The sequence below is a fragment of the Streptomyces sp. HUAS 31 genome (assembly GCF_028198125.1).
GTDB classification, from domain to species: domain Bacteria; phylum Actinomycetota; class Actinomycetes; order Streptomycetales; family Streptomycetaceae; genus Streptomyces; species Streptomyces chartreusis.
In genome coordinates this window covers 172,668-194,594 of sequence record NZ_CP116353.1, presented here as the reverse complement: position 1 = coordinate 194,594, position 21,927 = coordinate 172,668, and the positions used below count along the sequence as shown (strand labels likewise).

16 protein-coding genes are annotated in these 21,927 nt (G+C 70.2%); 10 read left to right on the top strand and 6 right to left on the bottom strand.

Annotated elements, in window-relative coordinates:
• Window positions 1-157: 157 nt before the first annotated feature.
• The 5 genes from PGH47_RS00910 (at window position 158) to PGH47_RS00890 (ending at window position 8,562) form a co-directional block, all read left to right on the top strand.
• The gene (locus tag PGH47_RS00910; RefSeq protein ID WP_271661729.1) at window positions 158-1,750 is read left to right on the top strand and encodes an MFS transporter; all 1,593 of its coding nucleotides are present in this window, start codon (window positions 158-160) and stop codon (window positions 1,748-1,750) included.
• Between the two features lie 602 nt (window positions 1,751-2,352).
• Complete coding sequence (locus tag PGH47_RS00905; RefSeq protein ID WP_271661728.1) at window positions 2,353-6,438, top strand: discoidin domain-containing protein; 4,086 nt, start codon at window positions 2,353-2,355, stop codon at window positions 6,436-6,438.
• A gap of 91 nt (window positions 6,439-6,529) precedes the next feature.
• Entirely contained in the window at window positions 6,530-7,303 is a 774-nt protein-coding gene (locus tag PGH47_RS00900; protein WP_271661727.1) for an SDR family oxidoreductase, read from the top strand.
• A 60-nt stretch (window positions 7,304-7,363) separates the two neighbouring features.
• Window positions 7,364-7,693, top strand: coding sequence for a nuclear transport factor 2 family protein (locus PGH47_RS00895; RefSeq protein WP_271661726.1), 330 nt, complete (start codon window positions 7,364-7,366; stop codon window positions 7,691-7,693).
• Between the two features lie 35 nt (window positions 7,694-7,728).
• On the top strand, window positions 7,729-8,562 hold the full coding sequence (locus PGH47_RS00890; protein ID WP_271661725.1) for a MerR family transcriptional regulator: 834 nt from the start codon (window positions 7,729-7,731) through the stop codon (window positions 8,560-8,562).
• 38 nt (window positions 8,563-8,600) lie between these two features.
• On the opposite strand, the gene PGH47_RS00885 is transcribed toward PGH47_RS00890, so the two are convergent.
• Window positions 8,601-9,551, bottom strand: coding sequence for a PLP-dependent cysteine synthase family protein (locus PGH47_RS00885; RefSeq protein ID WP_271661724.1), 951 nt, complete (start codon window positions 9,549-9,551; stop codon window positions 8,601-8,603).
• A 335-nt stretch (window positions 9,552-9,886) separates the two neighbouring features.
• Between PGH47_RS00885 and PGH47_RS00880 the strand changes: the two genes are divergently transcribed.
• The 5 genes from PGH47_RS00880 (at window position 9,887) to PGH47_RS00860 (ending at window position 15,554) form a co-directional block, all read left to right on the top strand.
• Window positions 9,887-10,411, top strand: coding sequence for an Lrp/AsnC family transcriptional regulator (locus PGH47_RS00880; RefSeq protein ID WP_271661723.1), 525 nt, complete (start codon window positions 9,887-9,889; stop codon window positions 10,409-10,411).
• A gap of 147 nt (window positions 10,412-10,558) precedes the next feature.
• On the top strand, window positions 10,559-14,038 hold the full coding sequence (locus PGH47_RS00875) for an indolepyruvate ferredoxin oxidoreductase family protein (RefSeq protein ID WP_271661722.1): 3,480 nt from the start codon (window positions 10,559-10,561) through the stop codon (window positions 14,036-14,038).
• Window positions 14,039-14,455: 417 nt separating this feature from the next.
• Window positions 14,456-14,716 (top strand): hypothetical protein, encoded by a 261-nt coding sequence (locus tag PGH47_RS00870; protein WP_271661721.1) that lies wholly within the window; start codon window positions 14,456-14,458, stop codon window positions 14,714-14,716.
• A gap of 13 nt (window positions 14,717-14,729) precedes the next feature.
• Window positions 14,730-15,041, top strand: a complete 312-nt coding sequence (locus tag PGH47_RS00865; protein ID WP_271661720.1) for a hypothetical protein — start codon at window positions 14,730-14,732, stop codon at window positions 15,039-15,041.
• A gap of 273 nt (window positions 15,042-15,314) precedes the next feature.
• Entirely contained in the window at window positions 15,315-15,554 is a 240-nt protein-coding gene (locus PGH47_RS00860; RefSeq protein ID WP_271661719.1) for a hypothetical protein, read from the top strand.
• A gap of 113 nt (window positions 15,555-15,667) precedes the next feature.
• Here the strand turns inward: PGH47_RS00860 and PGH47_RS00855 are convergent, their stop codons facing one another.
• From PGH47_RS00855 to PGH47_RS00835, 5 genes are all read right to left on the bottom strand, one after another.
• Complete coding sequence (locus PGH47_RS00855) at window positions 15,668-18,067, bottom strand: beta-L-arabinofuranosidase domain-containing protein (protein ID WP_271661718.1); 2,400 nt, start codon at window positions 18,065-18,067, stop codon at window positions 15,668-15,670.
• A 229-nt stretch (window positions 18,068-18,296) separates the two neighbouring features.
• Window positions 18,297-18,713 carry a hypothetical protein gene (locus PGH47_RS00850; RefSeq protein ID WP_271667941.1) on the bottom strand — a complete coding sequence of 139 codons (417 nt, stop codon included), beginning with the start codon at window positions 18,711-18,713 and terminating at the stop codon, window positions 18,297-18,299.
• 133 nt (window positions 18,714-18,846) lie between these two features.
• The gene (locus PGH47_RS00845) at window positions 18,847-19,737 is read right to left on the bottom strand and encodes an STM4011 family radical SAM protein (RefSeq protein WP_271661717.1); all 891 of its coding nucleotides are present in this window, start codon (window positions 19,735-19,737) and stop codon (window positions 18,847-18,849) included.
• 10 nt (window positions 19,738-19,747) lie between these two features.
• Complete coding sequence (locus PGH47_RS00840) at window positions 19,748-21,088, bottom strand: STM4012 family radical SAM protein (RefSeq protein WP_271661716.1); 1,341 nt, start codon at window positions 21,086-21,088, stop codon at window positions 19,748-19,750.
• Window positions 21,085-21,900, bottom strand: a complete 816-nt coding sequence (locus PGH47_RS00835; RefSeq protein WP_271667940.1) for an STM4013/SEN3800 family hydrolase — start codon at window positions 21,898-21,900, stop codon at window positions 21,085-21,087. Before PGH47_RS00835 ends, PGH47_RS00840 begins: the two co-directional genes overlap by 4 nt.
• Window positions 21,901-21,927 lie beyond the last annotated feature (27 nt).

Below are 21,927 nucleotides of genomic sequence, written 5' to 3'. Positions count from 1 at the left end.
GCGCGCTTAGCGTCCTGTGCAGACACCTGATCCAGCGCCTACGTGGACGCCTCGGTCGGCGACGACATCAACGCCCTCCCGGCCACCCCACCACCCCTTCCCCCCGGCGACCGGCCCTGCTCCGGCGCTGACTCCCCATGCCTTTTGAGAGGAATCCATGAGTACGAACCAGCCCGTACAGGCCGCCGAAGCGGAAAGCGGCGGCGTGCCCGATGCGCGTCAGCTGCGCTCGATCCTGATCGCCGTCTCCATCGCGCTGATGGCAGTCATCGCCTCGGTGTCCGGGCTGAACGTCGCGCAGACCCACATGGCCGTGGAGTTCGGCGCCTCGCAGAACACGGTGCTGTGGATCATCAACATCTACACCCTCGCCCTGGCCGCCCTACTGCTCCCGCTCGGCGCAGTCGGCGACCGTCTGGGCCGCAAGCCCATGCTCATCGCCGGGCTGGGTGTCTTCGGCGTCGCGAGCGTCGTCGCGGGTCTTGCCCCGTCGGCCGCCGTCATGCTCGCCGCGCGCGTAGCGTCCGGTATCGGCGCCGCGATGATCATGCCCATCACCCTCGCCGTCATCACCTCCACCTTCCCCGAGGAGCAGCGCGGCAAAGCGATCGGCGTGTGGACCGGCGTCGCCGGAGGTGGCGGGATTCTGGGTATGTTCCTCTCCGCGCTCCTCGTCGACGTCGCCGACTGGCGGTGGCTGTTCGTCCTGCCGGTGGTCCTGGTCCTCGTGGCCCTGGCCATGACGCTGAAGTCGGTCCCCAACTCCCGCGAGACCTCGACCCACCCCTTCGACACCACCGGCGCGCTGGTTTCAACCGTCGCCGTCATCGGCCTCATCTTCGTCCTTCAGGAGGGCCCCGAGCGCGGCTGGACCGCCGCCGCGACACTGATCAGCCTCGCGACCGGTCTCGTCGCCGCCATCGGGTTCGTGGCCTGGGAGTTGCACCGCCGCGACGCCGCGCTGCTGGACGTGCGCCTGTTCCGGGAGCGCGGCCTGGCCGGCGGCTCGATCACCCTCCTGGTGGTCTTCGGCGTCCAGGCGGGCATCGCCGTCGTCCTCTTCCCGTTCTTCCAGGCCGTGCTCGGCTGGTCCGGCCTGCTGTCCACGGTCGCGCTGATGCCCATGGCCGTCATGATGATGATGGCCTCCGGCCTGGCTCCCAAGCTCGCCGCACGTATTGGCTCCCGTTCGACCATGGCCGTGGGAATCGCGCTGGCCGGCGTCGGCCTGGCGCTCATGGCCCTGTTCGTGTCCGTCGACGGCGGCTACCCGACCATCCTGCCCGGCATGCTGGCCATGGGTATCGGCATGGGCCTGTCGATGACCCCGTCCACGGCGGCCATCACCGCCTCCCTGCCGCGCGAGAAGCAGGGCGTCGCCTCCGCCCTCAACGACGTCACCCGCGAGTTCGGCACCGCCCTCGGCGTCGCCCTGCTCGGCGCACTGCTGGCCAACGGCTACCGCAGCGCCATCGACGGCCGGCTGAACGGCATCCCCCAGGGAGCCGCTGACGCTGCCCGGGACGGCGTCGCCAACGCCGTCGAAGCAGCGGGCGGCGCCGGCCCGCACACGCAGGACCTGCTCCACGCCGCCCAGCAGTCCTTCGTCGACGGCTGGCAGCAGGCCATGTGGGCAGGCGTCGCCGTGATGGGTGCCCTGTTCGTCCACGTCGCCTTCCGCGGCCCCAGGAACAACACCCCCGGGGCCGCCGGCGAGCCAGAAATCACCGAGGTCGTAGCCGCCCGATGACGGCACAGGAGTTGGGCACACGGCGACTATGCCGCCCATGAGGATGTCCGGCACCGCGACGGCGGTGCCGGACAAGCGACCGGCACCCGCAAGATCACCGGCCTGAACGCCGTGCTGCACGGTAGCTGTTCGAGGGGTTCTTTCGTCGTTGCATTCGCAATACGACGCGCGTGATGTATGGGCGGCACGCAGGCCCGACCGCAGCGTCTGCGAGCGCGATCGGCCGCCGGCGGAGGCCCTCCGCGCGGGCGGGCGGCGCCACATCTGGGCGGCCCTTGGGCAGCACCCCAACATGCAATCACCGCGGCATCGAGGTCACGTCATGTCCGGAACGACCAACGACAGAAGCCGCCCCGACCGCTGCATCGGTGTCACCACCTCGTCGGCTTCACCGAGCCCGCCGCAGCGCGCACGCCACCGATAGAAGCCATTCGCTTCAGCCACGCCCTGCGAACTCTCAACCATCGCCCCGCGAACCAAACCCGCCTCAGGGGTTGACAGAAATCCCTGGGCGACACAGCCTTTGGCAACGTTGTCATCCGGTTCGGCGCGGGGCGTGCGGAGCCGGTTCGGCTTGCGCTTTTTGATGGGACGTCACACACATGACAGAACTGCCGGGCCCGTCGCGCCTCCCGTCGCGGCGGACCGTTGTCACCTCGGGGACCACGCTGCTGGCCGGGTTCGGCCTCAGTTCCGTGCTCCCCGGGCCGATTGCTGCTGCCGCCCCCACCGGCGCACCGGCCGCACCCGCCGCACCCGGCGAGTTGGCCCTCTACCGACCCGTCTCGGTCTCCTCCACCGCCTACGCCGCCACACCCGGCTCGTTCGTCGTCGACCGCCTCGCCTCCCCGGGCGTCAAGGGCAGCGGCTGGCGCGCCGGGGGAGGCGACCCGCAGTGGATCGCCGTCGACCTCCAGGAAACCTGCGAGGTCACCCATATCCGTCTGACCTTCGAGGCCGATGCCTCCGACCCGGTGTACACGCCCCCCACCTCCGGCAATGTGCACAGCGGCACCACCGGAAAGGAGATCCAGTCGAGCTACTCGCTGGTCTTCGCGGTGGAGACCTCGCTCGACAACAAGTCGTGGACCACGGTGTACCGCACCACGGCGGGCACCGGCGGCGTGGTGAACGTCCAGCTCCCGCGCCCCACCAAGGCCAACTGGGTGCGCATGACCTCCCAGAAGCGATCCAGCCCGCTGCCCCTCGGCCTCAACGGCTTCGAGGTGTACGGCACCGCCAAGGGCAGGCGTCCCTCGGCCACCGGCTGGACCGACTGGGGCTCCCACCCCGGCAAGGCACCGAAGCTGACGGTCGCCGACGACGGGACCGTGCCGGTGGAGTCGGGCTGGCGACTGACCATGGACGACTGGGCCGACGCGGACGGCGCCGGCCTGTCGAAGACCTCCGTGGACACGAGCGGCTGGCTGCCCGCGACCGTGCCCGGCACGGTACTCGGCTCGCTCGTGGACCAGGGCAAGCTGCCCGACCCGGTGGCGGGCCTGAACAACCTGCACATCCCGGAGGCCCTGTCACGCCACTCGTGGTGGTACAAGCGGGACTTCGCGCTGCCGAAGGGTCTGCGCACCGGCGCCGGCCGGCACGTCTGGCTGGAGTTCGACGGCATCAACCACAAGGCCGACGTGTGGCTCAACGGCAAGCAGGTCGGCGACCTGACCTACCCGTTCGCCCGCTCCGCCTTCGACGTCACCCGCCACCTCGACGCGGACGACGAGAACGCGCTCGCCGTGCGGATCACGCCGATGCCGGTGCCCGGCAGCCCGGGGGACAAGGGCCCCGCGGGCGAGGCATGGGTCGACGCCGGCGCGCAGCAGATGAACCTCAACTCCCCGACGTATCTGGCCTCCTCGGGCTGGGACTGGATGCCCGCGGTGCGCGACCGTGCGGCCGGCATCTGGAACCACGTCCGGCTGCGGTCGACGGGGCATGTCGTCATCGGTGACCCGCGCGTGGACACGGTTCTGCCGAAGCTGCCCGACGTATCGGTCGCCGAGGTGACCGTCGTCGTACCGGTCCGCAACGCCGACGACACCGACCGCCGGGCGACGGTCACCGCCGCCTTCGACGGCGTACGGGTGTCCAAGACAGTGACGGTGAAGGCCGGCGAGGGCGTCGACGTCGTCTTCGCGCCCGACGCCTTCCAGCAACTGCGGCTGCGTGACCCGAAGCTGTGGTGGCCCAACGGCCTGGGGCTGCCCCACCTGCACGACCTCACGCTGACGGTGTCGGCCGACGGGCAGGAGAGCGACCGGCGCGTCACCCGCTTCGGCATCCGCCAGTTCGGCTACGAGTACGACACACCGCTGCCGTTCACCGCGTCCGGCGACGCCTACACGCAGAGCGTGACCTTCGACCGGCAGCAGGCCCGGCACGTCCGCGTCCGCTGCATGACCCGCGCGACCTCCTGGGGCAGCTCCCTGTGGACCCTCGCCGTCGGCGACAGCGCCAGGCCCGGTGTCGACCTCGCGCTGCACGCCGCCGCCGAGGCGTCCAGCACCGACCAGGACGACCACGGCGCGGCCAACGTCACCGACGGCGACGCCGGCACCCGCTGGTCCTCCGCCTTCGAGGACGACCAGTGGATACGCGTCGACCTGGGCTCCACCCAGTCCTTCGACCGAGTCGACCTCACATGGGAGCAGGCGTACGCGAAGACCTTCGTGGTCCAGGTCTCGGCGAACGGCTCCGACTGGACGGACGTGAAGTCCGTGGACAACGGGGCAGTGCCTTTGCCCTTCAGCGACGGCAACGCCAGCCTCCAGGTCGAGGACTTCGACCGGCGTACCGGACGCTACGTCCGCCTCAACTGCGGCCTGCGCAACACCAGTTGGGGCAACTCCCTGTGGACCTTCAGCGTCATCGACCAGAGTGACCCGGGCACCGACCTCGCCCTGCGTCAGAAGGCCACCGCCTCCACCGAGGAGTCCGACCACCCCGCGTCCCACGCCACCGACGGCGACCGCGGCACCCGCTGGTCCTCCGCCTACGAGGACCACCAGTGGATCCAGGTCGACCTCGGCTCCTCGCGGACGTTCGACCGCATCGCCGTCGTCTGGGAGAGCGCCTACCCGAAGACGTACGTCATCCAGGTGTCCGACGACGGCGAGAACTGGACCGACGTCAAGTCCGTGTCCAACACCCCCGACCCGCTGAAGATCAGCGTCAACGGTGTCCGCGTGCTGGCCCGCGGCGGAAACTGGGGCTGGGACGAACTGCTGCGCCGGATGCCGGCGGAACGCATGGACGCGGCGGTGCGCATGCACCGCGACATGAACTTCACCATGATCCGCAACTGGGTCGGCAGCAGCGACCGGGAGGAGTTCTTCGCCGCCTGCGACCGGCACGGCATCCTGGTGTGGAACGACTTCCCCAACGCGTGGGGCATGGACCCGCCGGAGCGCGAGGCGTTCATCTCGCTCGCCCGCGACACCGTGCTGCGCTACCGCATCCACCCGAGCGTGGTCGTCTGGTGCGGCGCCAACGAGGGCAACCCCCCGGCCGCCATCGACAAGGGCATGCGCGAGGCGGTGCAGGACCAGGTCCCCGGCCTGCTCTACCAGAACAACTCGGCCGGAGGGATCGTCACGGGCGGCGGCCCCTACGGCTGGGTGGAGCCGGAGAAGTACTTCGACCCCATGACGTACGGCAGCAAGGACTTCGGCTTCCACACCGAGATCGGCATGCCCGTCGTCTCCACCGCGGCCAGCGTCCGCAACATGACGGGTGACGAGCCGGAGTGGCCCATCGGGGGCGCCTGGTACCACCACGACTGGAGCGAGCGCGGGAACCAGGCGCCGCAGAACTACAAGGCGGCCATCGCGGCACGCCTCGGCGATTCCGGAGACCTCGACGACTTCGCCCGCAAGGCGCAGTTCGTCAACTACGAGAACACCCGCGCCATGTTCGAGGCGTGGAACCAGAACCTGTGGGACAACGCCTCCGGCCTCATGCTGTGGATGTCCCACCCGGCCTGGCACAGCACGGTCTGGCAGACCTACGACTACGACTTCGACGTCAACGGCACCTACTACGGCGCCCGTTCGGCCTGCGAGCCCCTGCACGTGCAGGCCGACCCGGTGAAGTGGCAGGTCCTCGCGGTCAACCACACCTCGACCGACCTGCGCGGAGCCACCGTCGCCGCCCGGCTGTTCGACCTGACCGGCCGGCAGCTCGGCACGACCAGGAAGGCCCGGCTGGACGTCGAGCGGGCGGCCACCGCGAAGGCCTTCACCGCGGAGTGGACCAACGACCTGCCGGACCTGCACCTGCTGCGGCTCACGCTGACGGACGCCAAGGGCAGGGAGGTGTCGCGCAACACCTACTGGCGCTACCGCGACACCTCGGCCCTGCGGAACCTGAACAAGGCCAGACAGGTGAAGCTGACCGGCGACATCACCAAGGTGTCGCGCTCCGGTGACCGTCACGAGCTGACGGCGACGATCCACAACCGAGGATCGGCGGTGGCGGCGATGGTCCGGCTGTCCCTGCTGGAGGAGGCCCACGGTCATCGGGTCCTGCCGACGCTGTACAGCGACAACTATCTGTGGCTGCTGCCCGGCGAATCCCGCCAGGTCACGCTGTCCTGGCCGGCGGAGGCCTGCTCGTCACGGCACCCGGTGCTGACCGCGCAGGCGTACAACAGCCCGGTGACGACACTGCGCGGCTGAGTACCCCGTGTCCTGGCCCGGCTGTCCGGGCCAGGACACGGTCGCGTCCGGACTTGAGTCTCTCCCCGGGAGAGGGTCCACGGTGGCGTGCATGAACAGCAATGATCTCGACGGACGTCTCGCCGTGGTGGCGGGCGGGAGCAAGGGAACCGGGCTGGCGACGGCCCACCGGCTGCGCGAGGCCGGAGCGCGGGTCGTCACCATCGCCCGCACGCCGCCCGAGACGGCCGACCCGCTTTTCGTACGGGCCGATCTGAGCACGCCCGAAGGCGCCGCGTCGGCCGCCACACACATCTCCGACCACTTCGGCGCACCTGACATCCTCGTGCACGTCGTGGGCGGCTCCCGGGCCCCCGCCGGTGGGCACTCGGCCCTCACCGAACAGGTCTGGGCGGAGGAGCTGGCGCTCAATCTGCTTCCCGCGGTCCGCCTGGACCGGGCACTGGTTCCCGCGATGGTGACCCGTGGGGTGGGCGCCGTGGTTCACGTGACCTCGATCCAGCGCCGGATGCCGCTGCACGAGTCGACACTGGCGTACGCCGCCGCCAAGAGCGCTCTTGCCACCTACAGCAAAGGGCTGGCGAACGAGGTGGCCCCGCACGGTGTCCGGGTGAACTCGGTCGCTCCCGGCTTCATCCGTACCGACGGCGCCGAGCGCCTCCTGGCCCGACGCATGCAGGAGGGCGGCATCACCCGAGAGGCCGCGCTCGACGAGCTGAACCAAACCCTGGGCGGCATCCCGCTGGGGCGGCCCGCGGAGCCCGAAGAGGTGGCCGAGGTGATCGCCTTCCTGGTCTCGGACCGGGCCGGCGCGGTCACCGGCGCCGAGCACGTCATCGACGGCGGCACCGTCCGCGCCCTGTGAGCCCTCTCCTACACCTACAGCCCTGTGAACCCCTCTCCTACACCTGCAGAGGAGAACACCATGCAAGACATCCAGGTGATCCAGAAGGTCGTCGAGGAGTACTTCGCCGCGGCCACGGACCCCGACCGCGAGCGCTACCTCTCACTGTTCGGCGACGGTGTCGTCGTACACGACGACGGCCACAGCCACCACGGGCTCGCCGCGGTGCGACGCTGGCGTGACGAGGTCCCGGACGTGCGCTACGACCTGCGCGAAGTCACCGGCACGCCCACCGCCTGCCGAGCCGTCGCCGAGATCGCCGGCGACTTCCCAGGCAGCCCGGTCACCCTGTGCTTCACTTTCGAGCGCGACGCGCGGGGCAAGATCACACGGCTGGACATCGAACCCTGAGATCAAGGTTCGAGGCGTACCACGAGGAGGACACCGTGGCCGAGCGGCTGACGATCGGGGAGTTCTCCCGCATCACGCACCTGAGCATCCGCGCGCTCCGCCGCTACCACGAGCAGGACCTGCTCGTGCCGGCCGAGGTGGACCCCGTCTCGGGCTACCGCTACTACTCGCCCGCGCAGGTCCGGTCCGCCCTGACCATCAGACGGTTCCGCGACCTCGACCTCCCGCTGGCGGATCTCCGGCGCTTCCTCCAGGCCGCGTCGGCCGGCCCGGGCAAGGCGAGCCATGACACGGCGCAACAGGTCGTCGCAGCCCACCTCCGCCGTCTCGAGGACCGGCTCGGCCGCACCCAACGGGCGGTCGAGGCACTGCGGGAGCTGCTCGATCCGGAGGCCGAGCGGACAGCGACCCTGGACGTCCTGCCGACCCAGCAGGTCTTCGCCGTGTCCCTCGACGTCCCGGAGGGCGCCGACCTGAGCTGGTACGACTCCGCGATGCGCGACCTGGACGCGGCAGCCGGCCGACGCCCGGTACTCCCGGCGGGCGGCCGGTACGAACACGAACTGTTCACGGAGGGCCACGGCCGCGCCACGGTCTACCTCCCGGCCGACGTACCGCTGCCACCGGGAGCACCGGACACCGTGCGCGAGCTGCGGCTGCCGCGCCGGACCGCCGTCGTCGCCACCCACCTCGGTCCGCACGACGACCTCGACCTCACCTACGGCGCGGTGGGCTCCTTCGCCGCCCGGAACGGACTGCGCGCGCAGAGCATCGTCGAGGAGGTCTATCTCGTCGGCCCGCGCGACACGGACGATCCCGATCGTTGGCGCACGCTCGTGGCGTGGCTGGTCGATCCCGACGCCGACTGATCGGCCCCGTGTCCGTCCGGCTGCTCCGAAGCGTGAGGTCAGTCCATGAACAGATCGCCCGTGAGGTACTTGAGCCCGGTGTCCGGGGCGACGGTCACAACGATGCGGCCCTCCCCGATCTCACTGGCCAGGCGCAGCGCGCCGGCGACGTTGAGCGCGCCTGAGGTGCCGGTGAAGATGCCTTCCTGCCGAGCGAGCGGCAGGGCCAGTCGGCGGGCCTCCGCCTCGTCGATGGCGCGGGCTTCGTCGTACGAGTCGGGTGTGAGCAACGGCGGGACGATCCCGGTGGCGATCCCTTCCACCCGGTGCGGTCCGGCCTTGCCGGCGGTCAGCATCGGTGAAGACGTCGGCTCAAGGGCGACTGCGCGTACCGGACCGCCACTCTCGCGCAACGCTGCGGAGACGCCGGCGAACATTCCGGCCGTGCCGACGCCGGCGCAGAAGACATCCACCGCCACACCGTCGCCACCGGCCTGCTGAAGGATCTCGCGACCGAGGACCGCATAACCGGTGAGGGCATCGACATTGTGGAACTGATCGGTCCAGAAGGCGCCCTCGCGCTCGATGACCCGGTCGACCTCTTCGCGCATCCGCACGAAGAGGTCGGGCGTGATCTGGCCCCCGTCGCTGGGCACCACGGTCACATCCGCACCGAACGCCCCCATCGTGCGCAGCTTCTCCGGTGCGAACGCGTCCGAGGTCACGATGGACAGCGGGTACTCCTTCACGGCACAGACGAAGGCCAAGGAGGACCCCGTACTGCCACCGGTGAACTCCACGACCCGCTGCCCGGGGCGCAGGGCACCGCGCCGCTCCGCACCCTCGATCATGGCCAGAGCCATCCGGTCCTTGTAGCTGCCGGTGGGGTTGCTCCCCTCCACCTTGACCAGCACGTCGGCCGCTCCCTCGGGTACGACACGACTCAGGCGTACCAGTGGCGTCCCGCCGATCGTCTCCAGCGACGAGGACCGAATACCGGGCAGACCCATGGGACTCCTCGCTCACCTCGCGATCCGGAACCCCGGACCGGCGATCTCGGCAGCGGCCGTGCACAAGCCAAGGCTAAGGCCGGCGCGAGGAGAGCGTTCGGCGGCTGCAAGGGACGCATGGAAAGGAATCTCTGCCTCTGATTGGGCCACTGGCCCATCGGACGGGTTCCCTCTCGTCCCACCGTTTAAGTATCCGGCGATTTGCATTACCATCGGCACTCGGTCGGCGGCCAAGGCGTAGCCGGGTGTCCGTCGATCACGAAGGCACCACGAGAGCCGCGACCCGGACCGTCACGCTCAACACCCCTTCCTCACGGAGACATTGCGAGGTCATCGTGGCTGCTCTCGACTCTCTGGATGTGTCCATCCTGCGAGAACTCCTGACCCGGCCCCGAGCGGGGATGCGCGAGTTCGCTCGCACGCTCGGTATAGCCCGGGGAACGGTGCACACGCGGATGAGCCGGCTGGAGCGGCTCGGTGTGATCACCGACTATGCGCCCCGGATCTCGCCGGCGCAGCTCGGCTTTCCCATCCTGGCGTTCGTCCATCTCCATCTGGCGCAGGGCCAGCTTGTCCGGGTGACCCGGGCCCTGGTGCTGGTCGACGAGGTCCTGGAAGCGCACACGACGGCCGGGGAAGGCGACGTGCTGTGCCGTGTCGCCGCCCGGGACACCGAGCACGTCGAGGAGATCATCCAGCGTTTCCTGCAACTGCCCGGTGTGGTGCGCTGCCGTACGGAGATCGTCCTCAGCGAGCGGCTGCCCAGCCGCATCACCTCGTTGCTGTCCCTGGTCGCCCAGGATCTGGCGTCCGACGACACGAAGGCGGCTCCTCAAAGGCCGGACGCACCTCTGTCCTGAGCCGATGGATCACGTGGCCCAGCAATGGTGAGGTCGTTCTGATCCATCGGCTCAGTTCTCGGCGCTGCGAGCGGGCCACGGGCCCATGCTGGTGCAACTGTGCCCAGCGCAGCCGTCTGCGCTCCTCAAGCATGAACAGGAGGCGAGATGACGACCTTCGCCAGTGCCGAATCCCGTCCGCACGAAGATGAACGCGACGGGGTACCGGTCGACCCGCGACGGCGTTACCAGGCCACGGCCGGTCGCGTGCAGCTCACCGGCATACAGGCACTGGCGCGGCTGCCGATCGACCAGCACCGGCGCGATCTCGCCGCCGGCAAGGACGTCGCCACCTTCATCTCCGGTTACGAGGGTTCGCCGCTGGCCGGCTACGACCTGGAGCTGGGCCGTCTGCGGTCTCTGCTGGACGCCAACGACGTGCGACACGTGCCCGGCCTCAACGAGGAGGCCGCGGCCACCGCGGTGCAGGGCAGCCAGCTGGTCAACACCCTCGACGGCGCCACACGCGACGGCGTACTCGGCATCTGGTACGGCAAGGCACCCGGCCTGGACCGGGCCACCGACGCCCTGCGGCACGGCAACCTCATGGGCGCCCACCCCACGGGCGGTGCCCTGGTGCTCGTGGGCGACGACCCGGCCGCGAAGTCGTCCAGCGTGCCCTGCTCCTCGGAACTGGCGCTGATGGACCTCGCCGTCCCGTACCTCTACCCGTCCGACTCCCAGGAGGTGCTGGACCTCGGACTGCACGCGGTGGCGCTGTCACGCGCCAGCGGTCTCTGGGCCGGACTGAAGATCGTGACCGCCGTCGCCGACGGCTCCTCGCTCGTCGACCTCGGAGCCGAGCGCCCGGCGCCGGCCCTCCCCGTGGGTTCGGGCCGCCATCAGCCGACCGCACGCCTCCTGCAGCCCACCCTCGGTCCGCTGGAACGGGACCTGATGACGACCCGGCTGCGGCTCGCCCGGGAGTACTGCAGGCTCAACCGGCTCAACCGGATCGAACTGCGCGGCGACGACGACGTCACGGGCATCGTCGCCTCCGGCCGCACCTACCGCGAGCTGCGAGGTGCGCTCGACCGGCTCGGCCTGACCGACGCACGGCTGACCGAGGCCGGCATCCGGCTCCTCAAGATCTCGATGCCCTACCCCATGGACACCGAGACGATCGTCGAGTTCGCCGACGGACTCGACCGGATCATCGTCGTCGAGGAGAAGCGCTCCTTCATCGAGACCGCCGTGCGCGAAGCCCTCTACGGGCGCGCCGGTGCGCCGCGGGTTCTGGGCAAGGAGGACGAGCAGGGCAGGGAACTGATCCCGTCGTACGGCGAACTGGACGCCGACACCCTCGTGCGCCCCCTCGCCCGTGAACTCGCCGCCCAAGGCGTCCCGGTGAAGCGGCAGCACCCCGAGCGCATCGACGGCCGCACCCAGCTCCCGGTGATCAGCCTTCCCAAGCGAGCCCCCTACTTCTGCTCCGGGTGCCCGCACAACAGCTCCACCAAGGTGCCCGACGACTCGCTGGTCGGCGGTGGCATCGGCTGTCACGCCATGGTCCTGCTCATGGACGAGGAACAGGTCGGCGCCGTCACCGGCCTCTCCCAGATGGGCGGCGAGGGCCTGCAGTGGATCGGCATGGCGCCGTACATCGAGCGCGAGCACTACCTCCAGAACCTCGGTGACGGCACCTTCGACCACTCCGGCTCGCTGGCCATCAGGGCCGCCGTGGCCGCCGGGGTGAACATCACCTACAAGCTGCTGTACAACTCCGCCGTCGCCATGACCGGCGGCCAGAGCGCGGTCGGTGCCATGAACCTCCGCCAGATCGTGGACGTCCTGCGCGCCGAGAACGTGGCCCGGATCATCGTCACCACCGACGACGTCCGCCGGACCCGGCGCGCGCGGCTGCCGCACGACGTGAAGGTCTGGGACCGCGGCCGGATGGACGAGGCCCAGCGTGAGCTGGCCGGGACGCCCGGCGTCACCGTCCTGGTGCACGACCAGGAGTGTGCCACCGAGAAGCGGCGCAAGTGGAAGCGCGGCAAGCTCGACAAGCCCACCACCCGGGTGTTCATCAACGAGCGCATCTGCGAGGGCTGCGGCGACTGCGGGCACAAGTCCAACTGCCTGTCGGTCCAGCCGGTCGAGACCGAGTTCGGCCGCAAGACGCAGATCCACCAGGCGTCGTGCAACGTCGACTACAGCTGTCTGAAGGGCGACTGCCCGGCGTTCATGACGATCACCGGCGTCGAAACGGCGAAGAGTGCCGCCGGTGCTACGGCCCGCGATCCGCGGGTTCTCGGTGACACACCCCTTCCCGACCCCGTCCCCACCGTCACGGGCGACTTCGGCGTACGACTGACCGGCGTCGGCGGAACCGGCGTGGTGACCGTCTCCCAGATCCTCGCCACCGCGGGCCTGCTCGCCGGCTGGACGCCGCGCTCGCTGGACCAGACCGGACTGGCGCAGAAGGGCGGCGCGGTCGTCTCCGACATCCGCTTCCACCGTGCGGGGGAGGGGCGTACCAACAAGCTGGGTACCGGCGAGTGCGACCTCTACCTCGGCTGCGACATCCTGGTGGCCGCCGACGAAGCCAACCTCGCCGTGACCTCGCCCGACCGGACGGTCGCGGTGCTCAACACCGCACGGGTCGCGACCGGTCACATGGTCGCCGACGTCCGTCAGACCTTCCCCGACACCGCGGCCATGAGTGAGCGGCTGCTGGCGCGGGTGCGCCCCGGCGCGGAGGTACTGGACGCGCGGGAGACGGTGCTGGCGCTGCTGGGCGACGACCAGTACCTCAACACTTTCCTGATCGGCGTCGGCTTCCAGCTGGGCGCCCTGCCGCTGCCGGCCGACGCCATCGAGGAGGCGGTCCGCATCAACGGTGTCGCGGTCGAGGCGAACCTCCAGGCGTTCCGCTACGGCCGTCTGTGGGTCGCGGACCGGAGCGCGGTGGCGGCCTCGCTTCCGGCCGATGACTCCCTCACACCGGCGGTCGCGCCCTTGGGCCCCGACACCACGCCGCTCGTGGCGCGCCGCGTGCACGAGTTGACGGCATATCAGGACGCGCGGTACGCCGCCCGCTACGCCGAAACGGTGGCCGCGGTCCGTGAGCGCGAGCGGGAGATCGTCCCGGGCGCCGAGGACCTGACCACGGCCGTGGCCAGGAACCTGTTCAAGCTGATGGCCTACAAGGACGAGTACGAAGTGGCCCGCCTGGCCCTCGACGAGGGTGTCGCAGCCGAGGTGACCGAGCAGTTCGGCCCCGGGGCGCGGGCGCAGTGGAACCTGCAGCCGCCGGTACTGCGAGCCCTCGGCATGCGGCGCAAGATCAGGCTCGGCGGCTGGTTCCGGCCCGGTTTCACCGCCCTGTACGGCATGCGGCGACTGCGGGGAACCGCTCTGGACCCCTTCGGCCGGGCCCATGTGCGCAAGGTCGAGCGAGAGCTCCTCGACGACTACGCAGAGCGCGTCACCCACCTGCTCGCCGGTCTCACCCCCGCCAATCACGCGGTGGCCGTCCAGATCGCCTCGCTGCCCGACATGGTCCGCGGTTTCGAGGAGGTCAAGCTCCGCAACGTCGAGGCGTACCGCGCCTGTCTGCACGAACTGATCGAGCAGTTCGACTGAGCGTGCCGGGCCACCGCGGGGCGAAGATCGAAAACCCGCCCCAAGAGCCGCTCTGTGAGTGGCTCTTGGGGCGCCCCCTTCACCAGACGCTGGGACGCGGCCGAGAGTCTGAGGTCCACGGCTGGCGGTACGCGGAGCACGTGTGGATGGGCACCGGACACATCTCCCCCCGGTGCGAGTCCGTTTACGAAATCGAGATCACATCGCACGTCATCGCCCACAACCTCCTCTGGGGCTCGTGTGTCTAGGAACGACTCCTGATCACCAGCAACCGCAGGCGGCCGCCGCATCTCCTGGTCACGGTGGCCACAAAGGCACATGACCGTGGCCTGAGCGTTCGAAGAGAGGACTTGCCGTGCCCGGTCTCAGAGGTACGTCGGTGACAGTGGTGATGGGCGGAGTCCTGCTGCTGGCAGGGTGCCAGGAATCGTCGGGCCCCCGTGCCGACGCCGACGCCCCCTCCTCGTCCTCGCCTTCGGTGGCCGGGCCGCCCAGCACCTCTTCGAGCAGCGCGGCCACCGGCAAGCCCGCGCGCTCCGCCGTCGCCACCACGGCACCGCCGACCGCCGCACGCACACCGACGCCCACCACCACCAAGGCTCCATCCGCCACTCCGACGCGGGCACCCGCAACGCCCGCGAGTCGGCCAGGCTGCCGCAATCTGGCGGCGAGCGTTGAGGTGAAGGCGGCCGTGACCGAGGCGTACCGGCGTGCCTTTCCACGTTTTGTCCATATCCAGCCTGCGCCGGACCAGTTCTTCTACGGCCAGTGCGACGGCGTCCGTTACGCCGCCACCCGCTTCCAGGCCACCTCCGGCGCGACCCAGGAGGAACTCGTGGGCATGCAGGACGAGGGCAGCGTCACCAAGTACTTCCGCAGCACGAACGGGAGCGGCTGGAGTTATCTCACCAGCGACGCGTTCCCTCGCGGCGCACACGGCTGCGGCGATGTGCCGGCCATTCCAGAGGGACTCTCCGCAGCCTGGGCGAACTGCGCGATGTGACCCTGCCACCTGCGGCATCGGCGTCATCCCGGCCTCCCGCCGGACGCCGGAGTACGGCAGGCGAAGGTCGGTGTCGTACTCCAGGGTTCGAGCTGGTGTGGTCCGGATCGGGCGGACTGCTCCGAGGGGGTTGTGATCATGAGTGGCAAAGACGTGGCAGCCGAACTCCTGACGCGGGCCGGGTTGTTGGTCGTGGGGGACTGGCCGGTGGAGTAGGCCACGCTGCCGTACGTCGCGTGGCGTCATGTCGGCGCGGAGACCTCCGAGGAGCATGTGGCTGCCTGGGAGTCGCTGTTCCAAGGCACGCAGCCCACGCAGAAGCTGCTGAGTGCCTGGGCACGCGGACTCTCGCTCAACACGGCCACCCCGGCGGACCTGCTTCCGCACCTGCTGGACAGGTCCTCCTACGCCGTGTACCGCCCCATGCCCGCGGAGGTCGTGGACGCGATGCCGGCCCACCCGGACTGGAAGCGGCGGGCGTCGGCGGCCGAGCTACAGCCGAACATCACCTGACGCCGCGCGCCGCCCCGCGGCCTGCTGGTGCCGGGGAACGGCGTGCGAGCGTCCGGCCGCGGCCCACCGTCCCTCACCGGCGCTGCTGTTCCTGGAGTGAGTCCGCTAAGCACTCACAGGAACCGCCACAGATGATCAGCAGTGCCGTTGTCGTCGAACTGGACCACCTGCGCGCTGTCGGCGGTCGACATCCGGTCCACGCCGAGCACCTTGTTGCTGTTCTTGTTGAGGACGCGGTACCAGCCGTCGCCGTTGTCGATCAGCTTCCAGAGGTGATCGGCGGTGCCGTTGTCCTCGAACTGCACGACGATGGCGCTGTTCTCCGTGGACATGCGGTCCACGCCGAGGACCTTTCCGCTGTGGCCGTTGCGGATCAGACACCAGCCGTCGCCCTTGTCGATGAGCTGCCAGGCGTGGTCGCCGGTACCGGTGTTGGCGAACTGCACGACACGGGCGCTGTTGGCCGTCGACATCCCGTCCACGGCGAGGACCTTGCCGCTGTGCTGGTTCGCGAGACGGCGGAAGGGCGGCTCCGGGGTCCACTGCCTGCCGTCGGGGGCTGCCGTGGGGAAGGAGGTGATTCGAAGCCGGGCCGCGCCCGAAGGGACGAGGCTGACGGTTTCCACGGCTGCGGAGCTGCGGGCCGGGCTGTCCTGGAGCGGGGCGACGACGTGCTCGTCGTCCGCGATCCACTCGGGTACGCGCCGTGCCCGCGCCGAGATCCGTACGGGCGAGGCCTGCGGAGTGAAGGGTTGGTCCGGTACGGCCGAACCGGTCCGCGTGAAGTCGAGCTGCGTGTCCGGGACCAGGCCGTAGTTCCACGGGGTCCTGGCGTGGACCTCGTAGGCGGGGAAGGTGTCGGTGCCGCCGATGCGGTCGTAGCGTTCCCCGAGGTCCAGGGAGTACGTGAGCGGCCCTCTCTCGACGCTCACTGAACCGTGCTGACCGGGCCAGGTGCGCAGCCGGGTCTGTTGGGGGAAGCGGACGCGGACGACGTCGCCCTCGCGCCAGGTGCGTTCCACGCGTGCCCACGACGGGCCGTCCGAGGCGGCGACCGCAGCGCCGTTCACGCGGAGTTCCGGGCCGCGGCACCAGCCGGGGATGCGCAGGTGCAGGGGGAACCGCACCGGGCGGGGCGTGGAGACGATGAGGGTGACCGTGTCCCCGAAGGGGTAGTCGGTGGTCTCGGTGACGGTCACGGTCGTGCCGCCCGCGACCTGGGTGCGGACGGTGTTGGGCGCGTAGAGCGCGGCGGCGAGTCCGCCGTCGGGGGTGCCGAGCCAGAGCTCCTCGGTGAAGTACGGCCATCCCATGCCGTAGTTGTGGGGGCAGCAGCGGTACTGGTCGACGCCGGCCTGGAAGGCCTGCATGGCGAACCCGTTCTGGAACTGCCCCTGCGTCTTGGTCCGGTTGTCGAGGTCGATGCTGTTGGCGCTGGTGATGTAGTGGATGGAGGTGCCGCGCGGGTCGAGGGACGCGGGGAGCATGTTGAACGCCAGGTCCTCGCAGCGGTCCGCCCAAACGGGATCACCGGTGATCCGCGTCAGCAGCTCGTGGCTGGCCATGAACTCGACGATGCCGCAGGTCTCGAAGCCCTGGCGGGGATCCGCGAAACCGGGCCGGTAATTCTCGTCCCCGGCCATTCCGCCGCCGGGGAACCTGCCGTACTCGGCCATGACGGTGTCGTAGGCACGGTACGTCGCCCGGGTGAGGTCGGCGGACTCGACCAACTGCGCGTACTGGGCGGGCTCACGGAAGCCCTGGGCGATGTTCACGTTGTGCCGGCTGGGCGTGGCGCCGGTCCAGTCGGCTCCGTGGGTGTGCATCTTGGCAGCGAGGTCGAGCAGGAACGCCTCACCGGTACGGCGGTAGAGCCATACGGCGATGTCGAGGCCGTCGCCCCAGCGATAGGACACCCAGCTGGTGTTGAAGGCGCCCGGCCCCTGGGCGTTCATGAAGCGGAGGAAGCGGACCAGGAAGGGCACCACGCGCTGATCGCCGGTGTACTCCTCGTGGCTGCGCAGGGCCTGCAGCAGCGGCAGGAAGGGCCAGAAGTCGGGGCCGCCGTTGAGGGAGGTGCGCAGGGCGCGTGGTCCGAAGAACCCGTCGCTCTGCTGTGTGGCGAGGATGGCGTCCACCCACTCGCGCGACCTGGCCAGTGCAGCGGAGTCGCGCGTGGCGATGGCCAGCGGAATGTAGCCGCGCAGCCAGTAGGGGACCTCCTCCCAGGCATTGCGTTCGGGGTGCACCCAGCCGGTCGCCGCGAAGTCGAGGAAGTGGGAGCCGGTCTCGAAGCGGCCGCACAGACCGTCGAGTTGAAGTCGGAGCTGCCCGGCGAGCCAGCCACGGGCGGTGACGCTGCCCGGCCGAAGCCTGTGGAACTTGTCGGGCACGCGGGTCTCCGCCGACGGAGCGGGCGCCGCGGCCGCGACTCCGGCGAACGGGGTGCCGAGAGCCACGGCTCCCAGCGAGAACGAGCCCGCGCCCAGCAACGCCCGTCTGCTGATGGACATGTGGATGACCTGCCTTCCGGAAGAGAGCCGGTGAGGGGGACAACGTTGTCTCGGCTTCAGGGGGCACTGGCAGCGCGGCTGAAGCAGGCGCATTGTCGGCGCGCGTCTCTACAACGTTGGAAATTCCCGCCGTTGGCATGACAGCACGCCCACAGGGACCTGTCCAGAGGTAGCGCACCAAAGCAGGCGCGGGCGGCCGGACGACTGCCCGACCGTCATGAACGGCCGGCTACGAATCCGAGCGCAGCCCCAGCGCGCTGTGCTGAATCACCCCGGCGGGCGCATCGGCCGCCCCGCGCTCCCGGCGCGTCAACTCGACCATCTTCGCGCGGAGGTCTTGCGCGGGTTCGCCCAGCACGATGGCGCTGATCACCAGCTCGAGCATGAGGCAGTCGTAGGCGTCGTCCAGGTTCCGGTAGCGCTTGGGATCGCGTTCCACGACCGCGCGAGCGATCCGCCAACCACCTTCGTCCACCGGCGCGAAGGTCGCCTCGAAGACTCCGCGACCGGTCCAGCTCCGGTGCAGGAAGACGACCTCGCCTTCCGCGAAGACGTTCCACTTCTCGTCCATGTCCCGCGCCGCGTAGCCGTGCTGGATCCGCTCCCAGTCCTCGTCCGACCAGATCCGCTCAGGCAGTTGCGGCATCGGCTGAGGGGCGGATATCGGCTTGAGGCGACGGGAAAGCGCGGACCGGGTCACACGTTCGGCAGCGGGCATGCGGTGATCTTACGGAACGAGTCGAACGCGGCCCCAGCGGGTCTCTTCGCGATCTCATCGCTCAGCCGGCGTCGCGGCTCCTCCGGGGCGTGATGGTCATGGCGTTGGCAGGTGGGTGGGCCGGGATGCGCTCCAGGACTCCGCCGGCGAACACGTCGTAGAGCGGGAGCGTTTCGAGGTGGACGTAGCCGATGTGGCAGTCGCAGACCGCCAGTGGGCAGGGGCGGGGGCGCAGGGCGGCGCGGTAGGAGCCGTCGTAGAGGTTGCCGAGTTCGGCTCGGACGAAGTGGCAGCGGCGGACGGTGCCGTCCCCGTCGACCGAGATCACGGACTCCCCGGTGCGGCAGGGCAGGCCGGCGCTGGCGTGCGGGTGGCGGCTGTAGGGGAAGAGGGGGTCGAGTGCGGTCCAGTCGTCGGCCTCGGCGTCCCCGTAGGTGTGGCCCTCGGCGGCGTTGATCCACAGGTACACGTGTGCAGGCAGCTCGGCGCGCAGGCGGCGGGCCGCCGCCAGGTGTTCCGGCAGGCCGACCACACCGACGCTGAAACGGAACCCGCGGTCGGCGAGGTCACGGCACTTGGCCAGGAAGCGGTCGTAGGGGGTCTGACCGGGGTGGTAGGTGCACCACAGGGCCAGGGTTTCCGGGTCGGCGTCCGCGAGCCAGTCGGTGCGGCAGCTGAGGTTGGTCTGGATGGCGACGCGGCGGATGTGCGGCAGGTGCGACAGCTCGGCGAGGGTGCGCCGGTACCAGGAGCGGACCAGGCCCTCGCCCCATGGGGTGAACAGCAGGGACAACTGGTCGTCGCTGTCGGCCGCCCAACGGGCGAAGCGTTCCAGGGCGGCCCGGTCGGCGCGCAGTTGAGCGGTCGAGTCGCGTCGCTTGGCGAACGGGCAGTAGGGGCAGTCGTAGTCGCAGGAGGCGAGCGGGCCGCGGTAGAGGACGGTCAGATCCATGGCGGGCCGGTCACTTCCTTTCGTACGCGGCCATGGCGGCCCGGACGGCGGGGGAGAACAGGTCGGGTCCGACGGCGTCCGAGTGGGCGAGCCCCTCAGAGGTGAGCCGCAACTGCGCCGAGTCGGCCTCGGCCAGCCAGCCCCGGTCGGCCAGGCGATGGAGTTCGGGCCCGAAGTCGTCGAGGGGTGTGGTGCCGAAGCGGGCCCGGTAGTCGTCGACGGGTAGACCATCGGCCTGAAGGAGGGACTGCAACAGGTGCCGGCGGCGCGCCTCGTGCGGGTCCATGCGGTAGCCGACCTCGGCGTGGGCGAAGTCGGTGGTGGCGACGTAGTCGTCGATGATCCCGCGGATCTCGTGCATGCCGACCGCGTAGTCGAAGGAATAGTGCACGTCGGCCGTGTACGAGCGGGCGCCGCAGCCCAGGCCGATCATGCCGTCGCTCTGGCAGGCGTAGTCGTCGGCGCCCTGCTGCGGGGCGTCGGTGCGGCGGAACATCCGCATCGACTGCTGGGTGTAGCCGCGGGCGAGGAGATGGTCCCGGCCCGCGCGGAACAGGCTCAGCCGCTGGGCGTCCCAGGCCGGATCGGGGCCTTCAGCGTCCGTGCGGTGGCGGTCGAGTCCGGTCAGGGGCCGCACGTAGAGCGGGTAGAGGTACAGCTCCTCCGGCTGCCAGGCGAGCGCCGCGTCCAGGGAGCGCAGCCAGGTCTGCTCGGTCTGACCGTCGATGCCGTAGATGAGGTCGATGTTGAGGACCGGGATGGTCGTGTCGCGTATCCGGGCCAGCGCGGCCTCGACATCGGCGCGGCGCTGCGGGCGTACGGCGGCCCTGGCCTCGGAGTCGACGAAGCTCTGGATGCCGAGGCTCAGCCGGGTGGTGCCGCGCTCGGCCAGCACCGCGAGGCGGTCCGCGGTGGCCGTGGCGGGGGAGGCCTCGACCGACAGCGGGATCGCATGCAGGTCGGCGCCCATGCCCTGCTCGGCGATGTCGCAGAGGCGTTCCAGCTCGGACGCGGTGAGGAAGGTGGGGGTGCCTCCGCCGAAGGCCGCCGTGGCGAACCGCACCGGCTCCCTGCCGCCGAGCGCCTCGCGTACGGCGTCGGCCTGCCGCTGAAGGGCGTCGAGGTAGGCGGTGGTCAGGCCGTCGGGGGCGCCGATGCGGGTGAAGAGGTTGCAGAAGCCGCAGCGAACCTCGCAGAACGGTATGTGCAGGTAGAGGGCCATGGCGCTCTTGTCCTGCGCCGCCCACAGGGATTTCAGCGTGGGCCGGTCGGAGAGCCGGCGGTAGGCGGTCTTGTGCGGGTAGGCGTACACGTAGTGCTGGTACGGGCTGGTGAGCTGGGCGGTCGTCATCGCGGGGCCTTGGCTGGGTCGAGGAAGAAGTGGGCGTACGGCACGGTCCATACGGACTCGTGGCCGAGGCGGTGGCCGGTGTAGCCGTCGTCGCCGTAGGCGGTGCCGTGGTCGGAGCAGACGATCGCGAAGCAGCGGCGCCGGGAACTCGCGGCGGCGAAGAGCCGGCCGATGTGCCTGTCGACGTACTCCAGCGCCGCCGCATGCGTCTCGCGGGTGTCACCGGCCTCGCGGGTCGCGCCGGGCAAGTGGAACCAGTTGGGCTGGTGCAGCGCGGAGACGTTGACGAAGAGGAACAGCCGCTGCTCCGCGGGGAGGCCGGCGACGACCTGCTCGGCGCGGGCGACCTGGTTCTCGAAGGAGTGCGGCGAGGTCACGCCGAACTCCCTCTCCCAGTGCGCCTCCTGGAACAGGCCGGGCAGTACGGTGCCGAGCGGACCCTGCTGGTTGAAGAAGCCGACGCCTCCGATGCAGACGGTCCGGTAGCCCCGCTGGGCGAGCCCGGACACGAACTCGGGGGTGTCGTAGACGAAGGTGCCGTCGGCCGTGGTCTCGCTGCCGGCGAAGCTCGCCGCGAACAGCCTTGGATGCGGTCCCGGTTCGGCCGGGGTGGGAAGGAAGCCCGCGAAGATCGCCTGGTGTGAGGCGTAGGTGAAGCTGCCGGGCGCGTGACGCTTCTCCCAGCGGCCGCCGGGCAGGTGGCGGGCCAGGTTCGGGATGCGCCCCTCGGCCGCCAGCTCGACGGCCACGTCGTGACGCAGCGTGTCGAGGGTGACCAGGAGGATGTCGTGATGGCCGACGACCTCGTTCATGTCGGGCTCGGACATGATGCCTTCCCG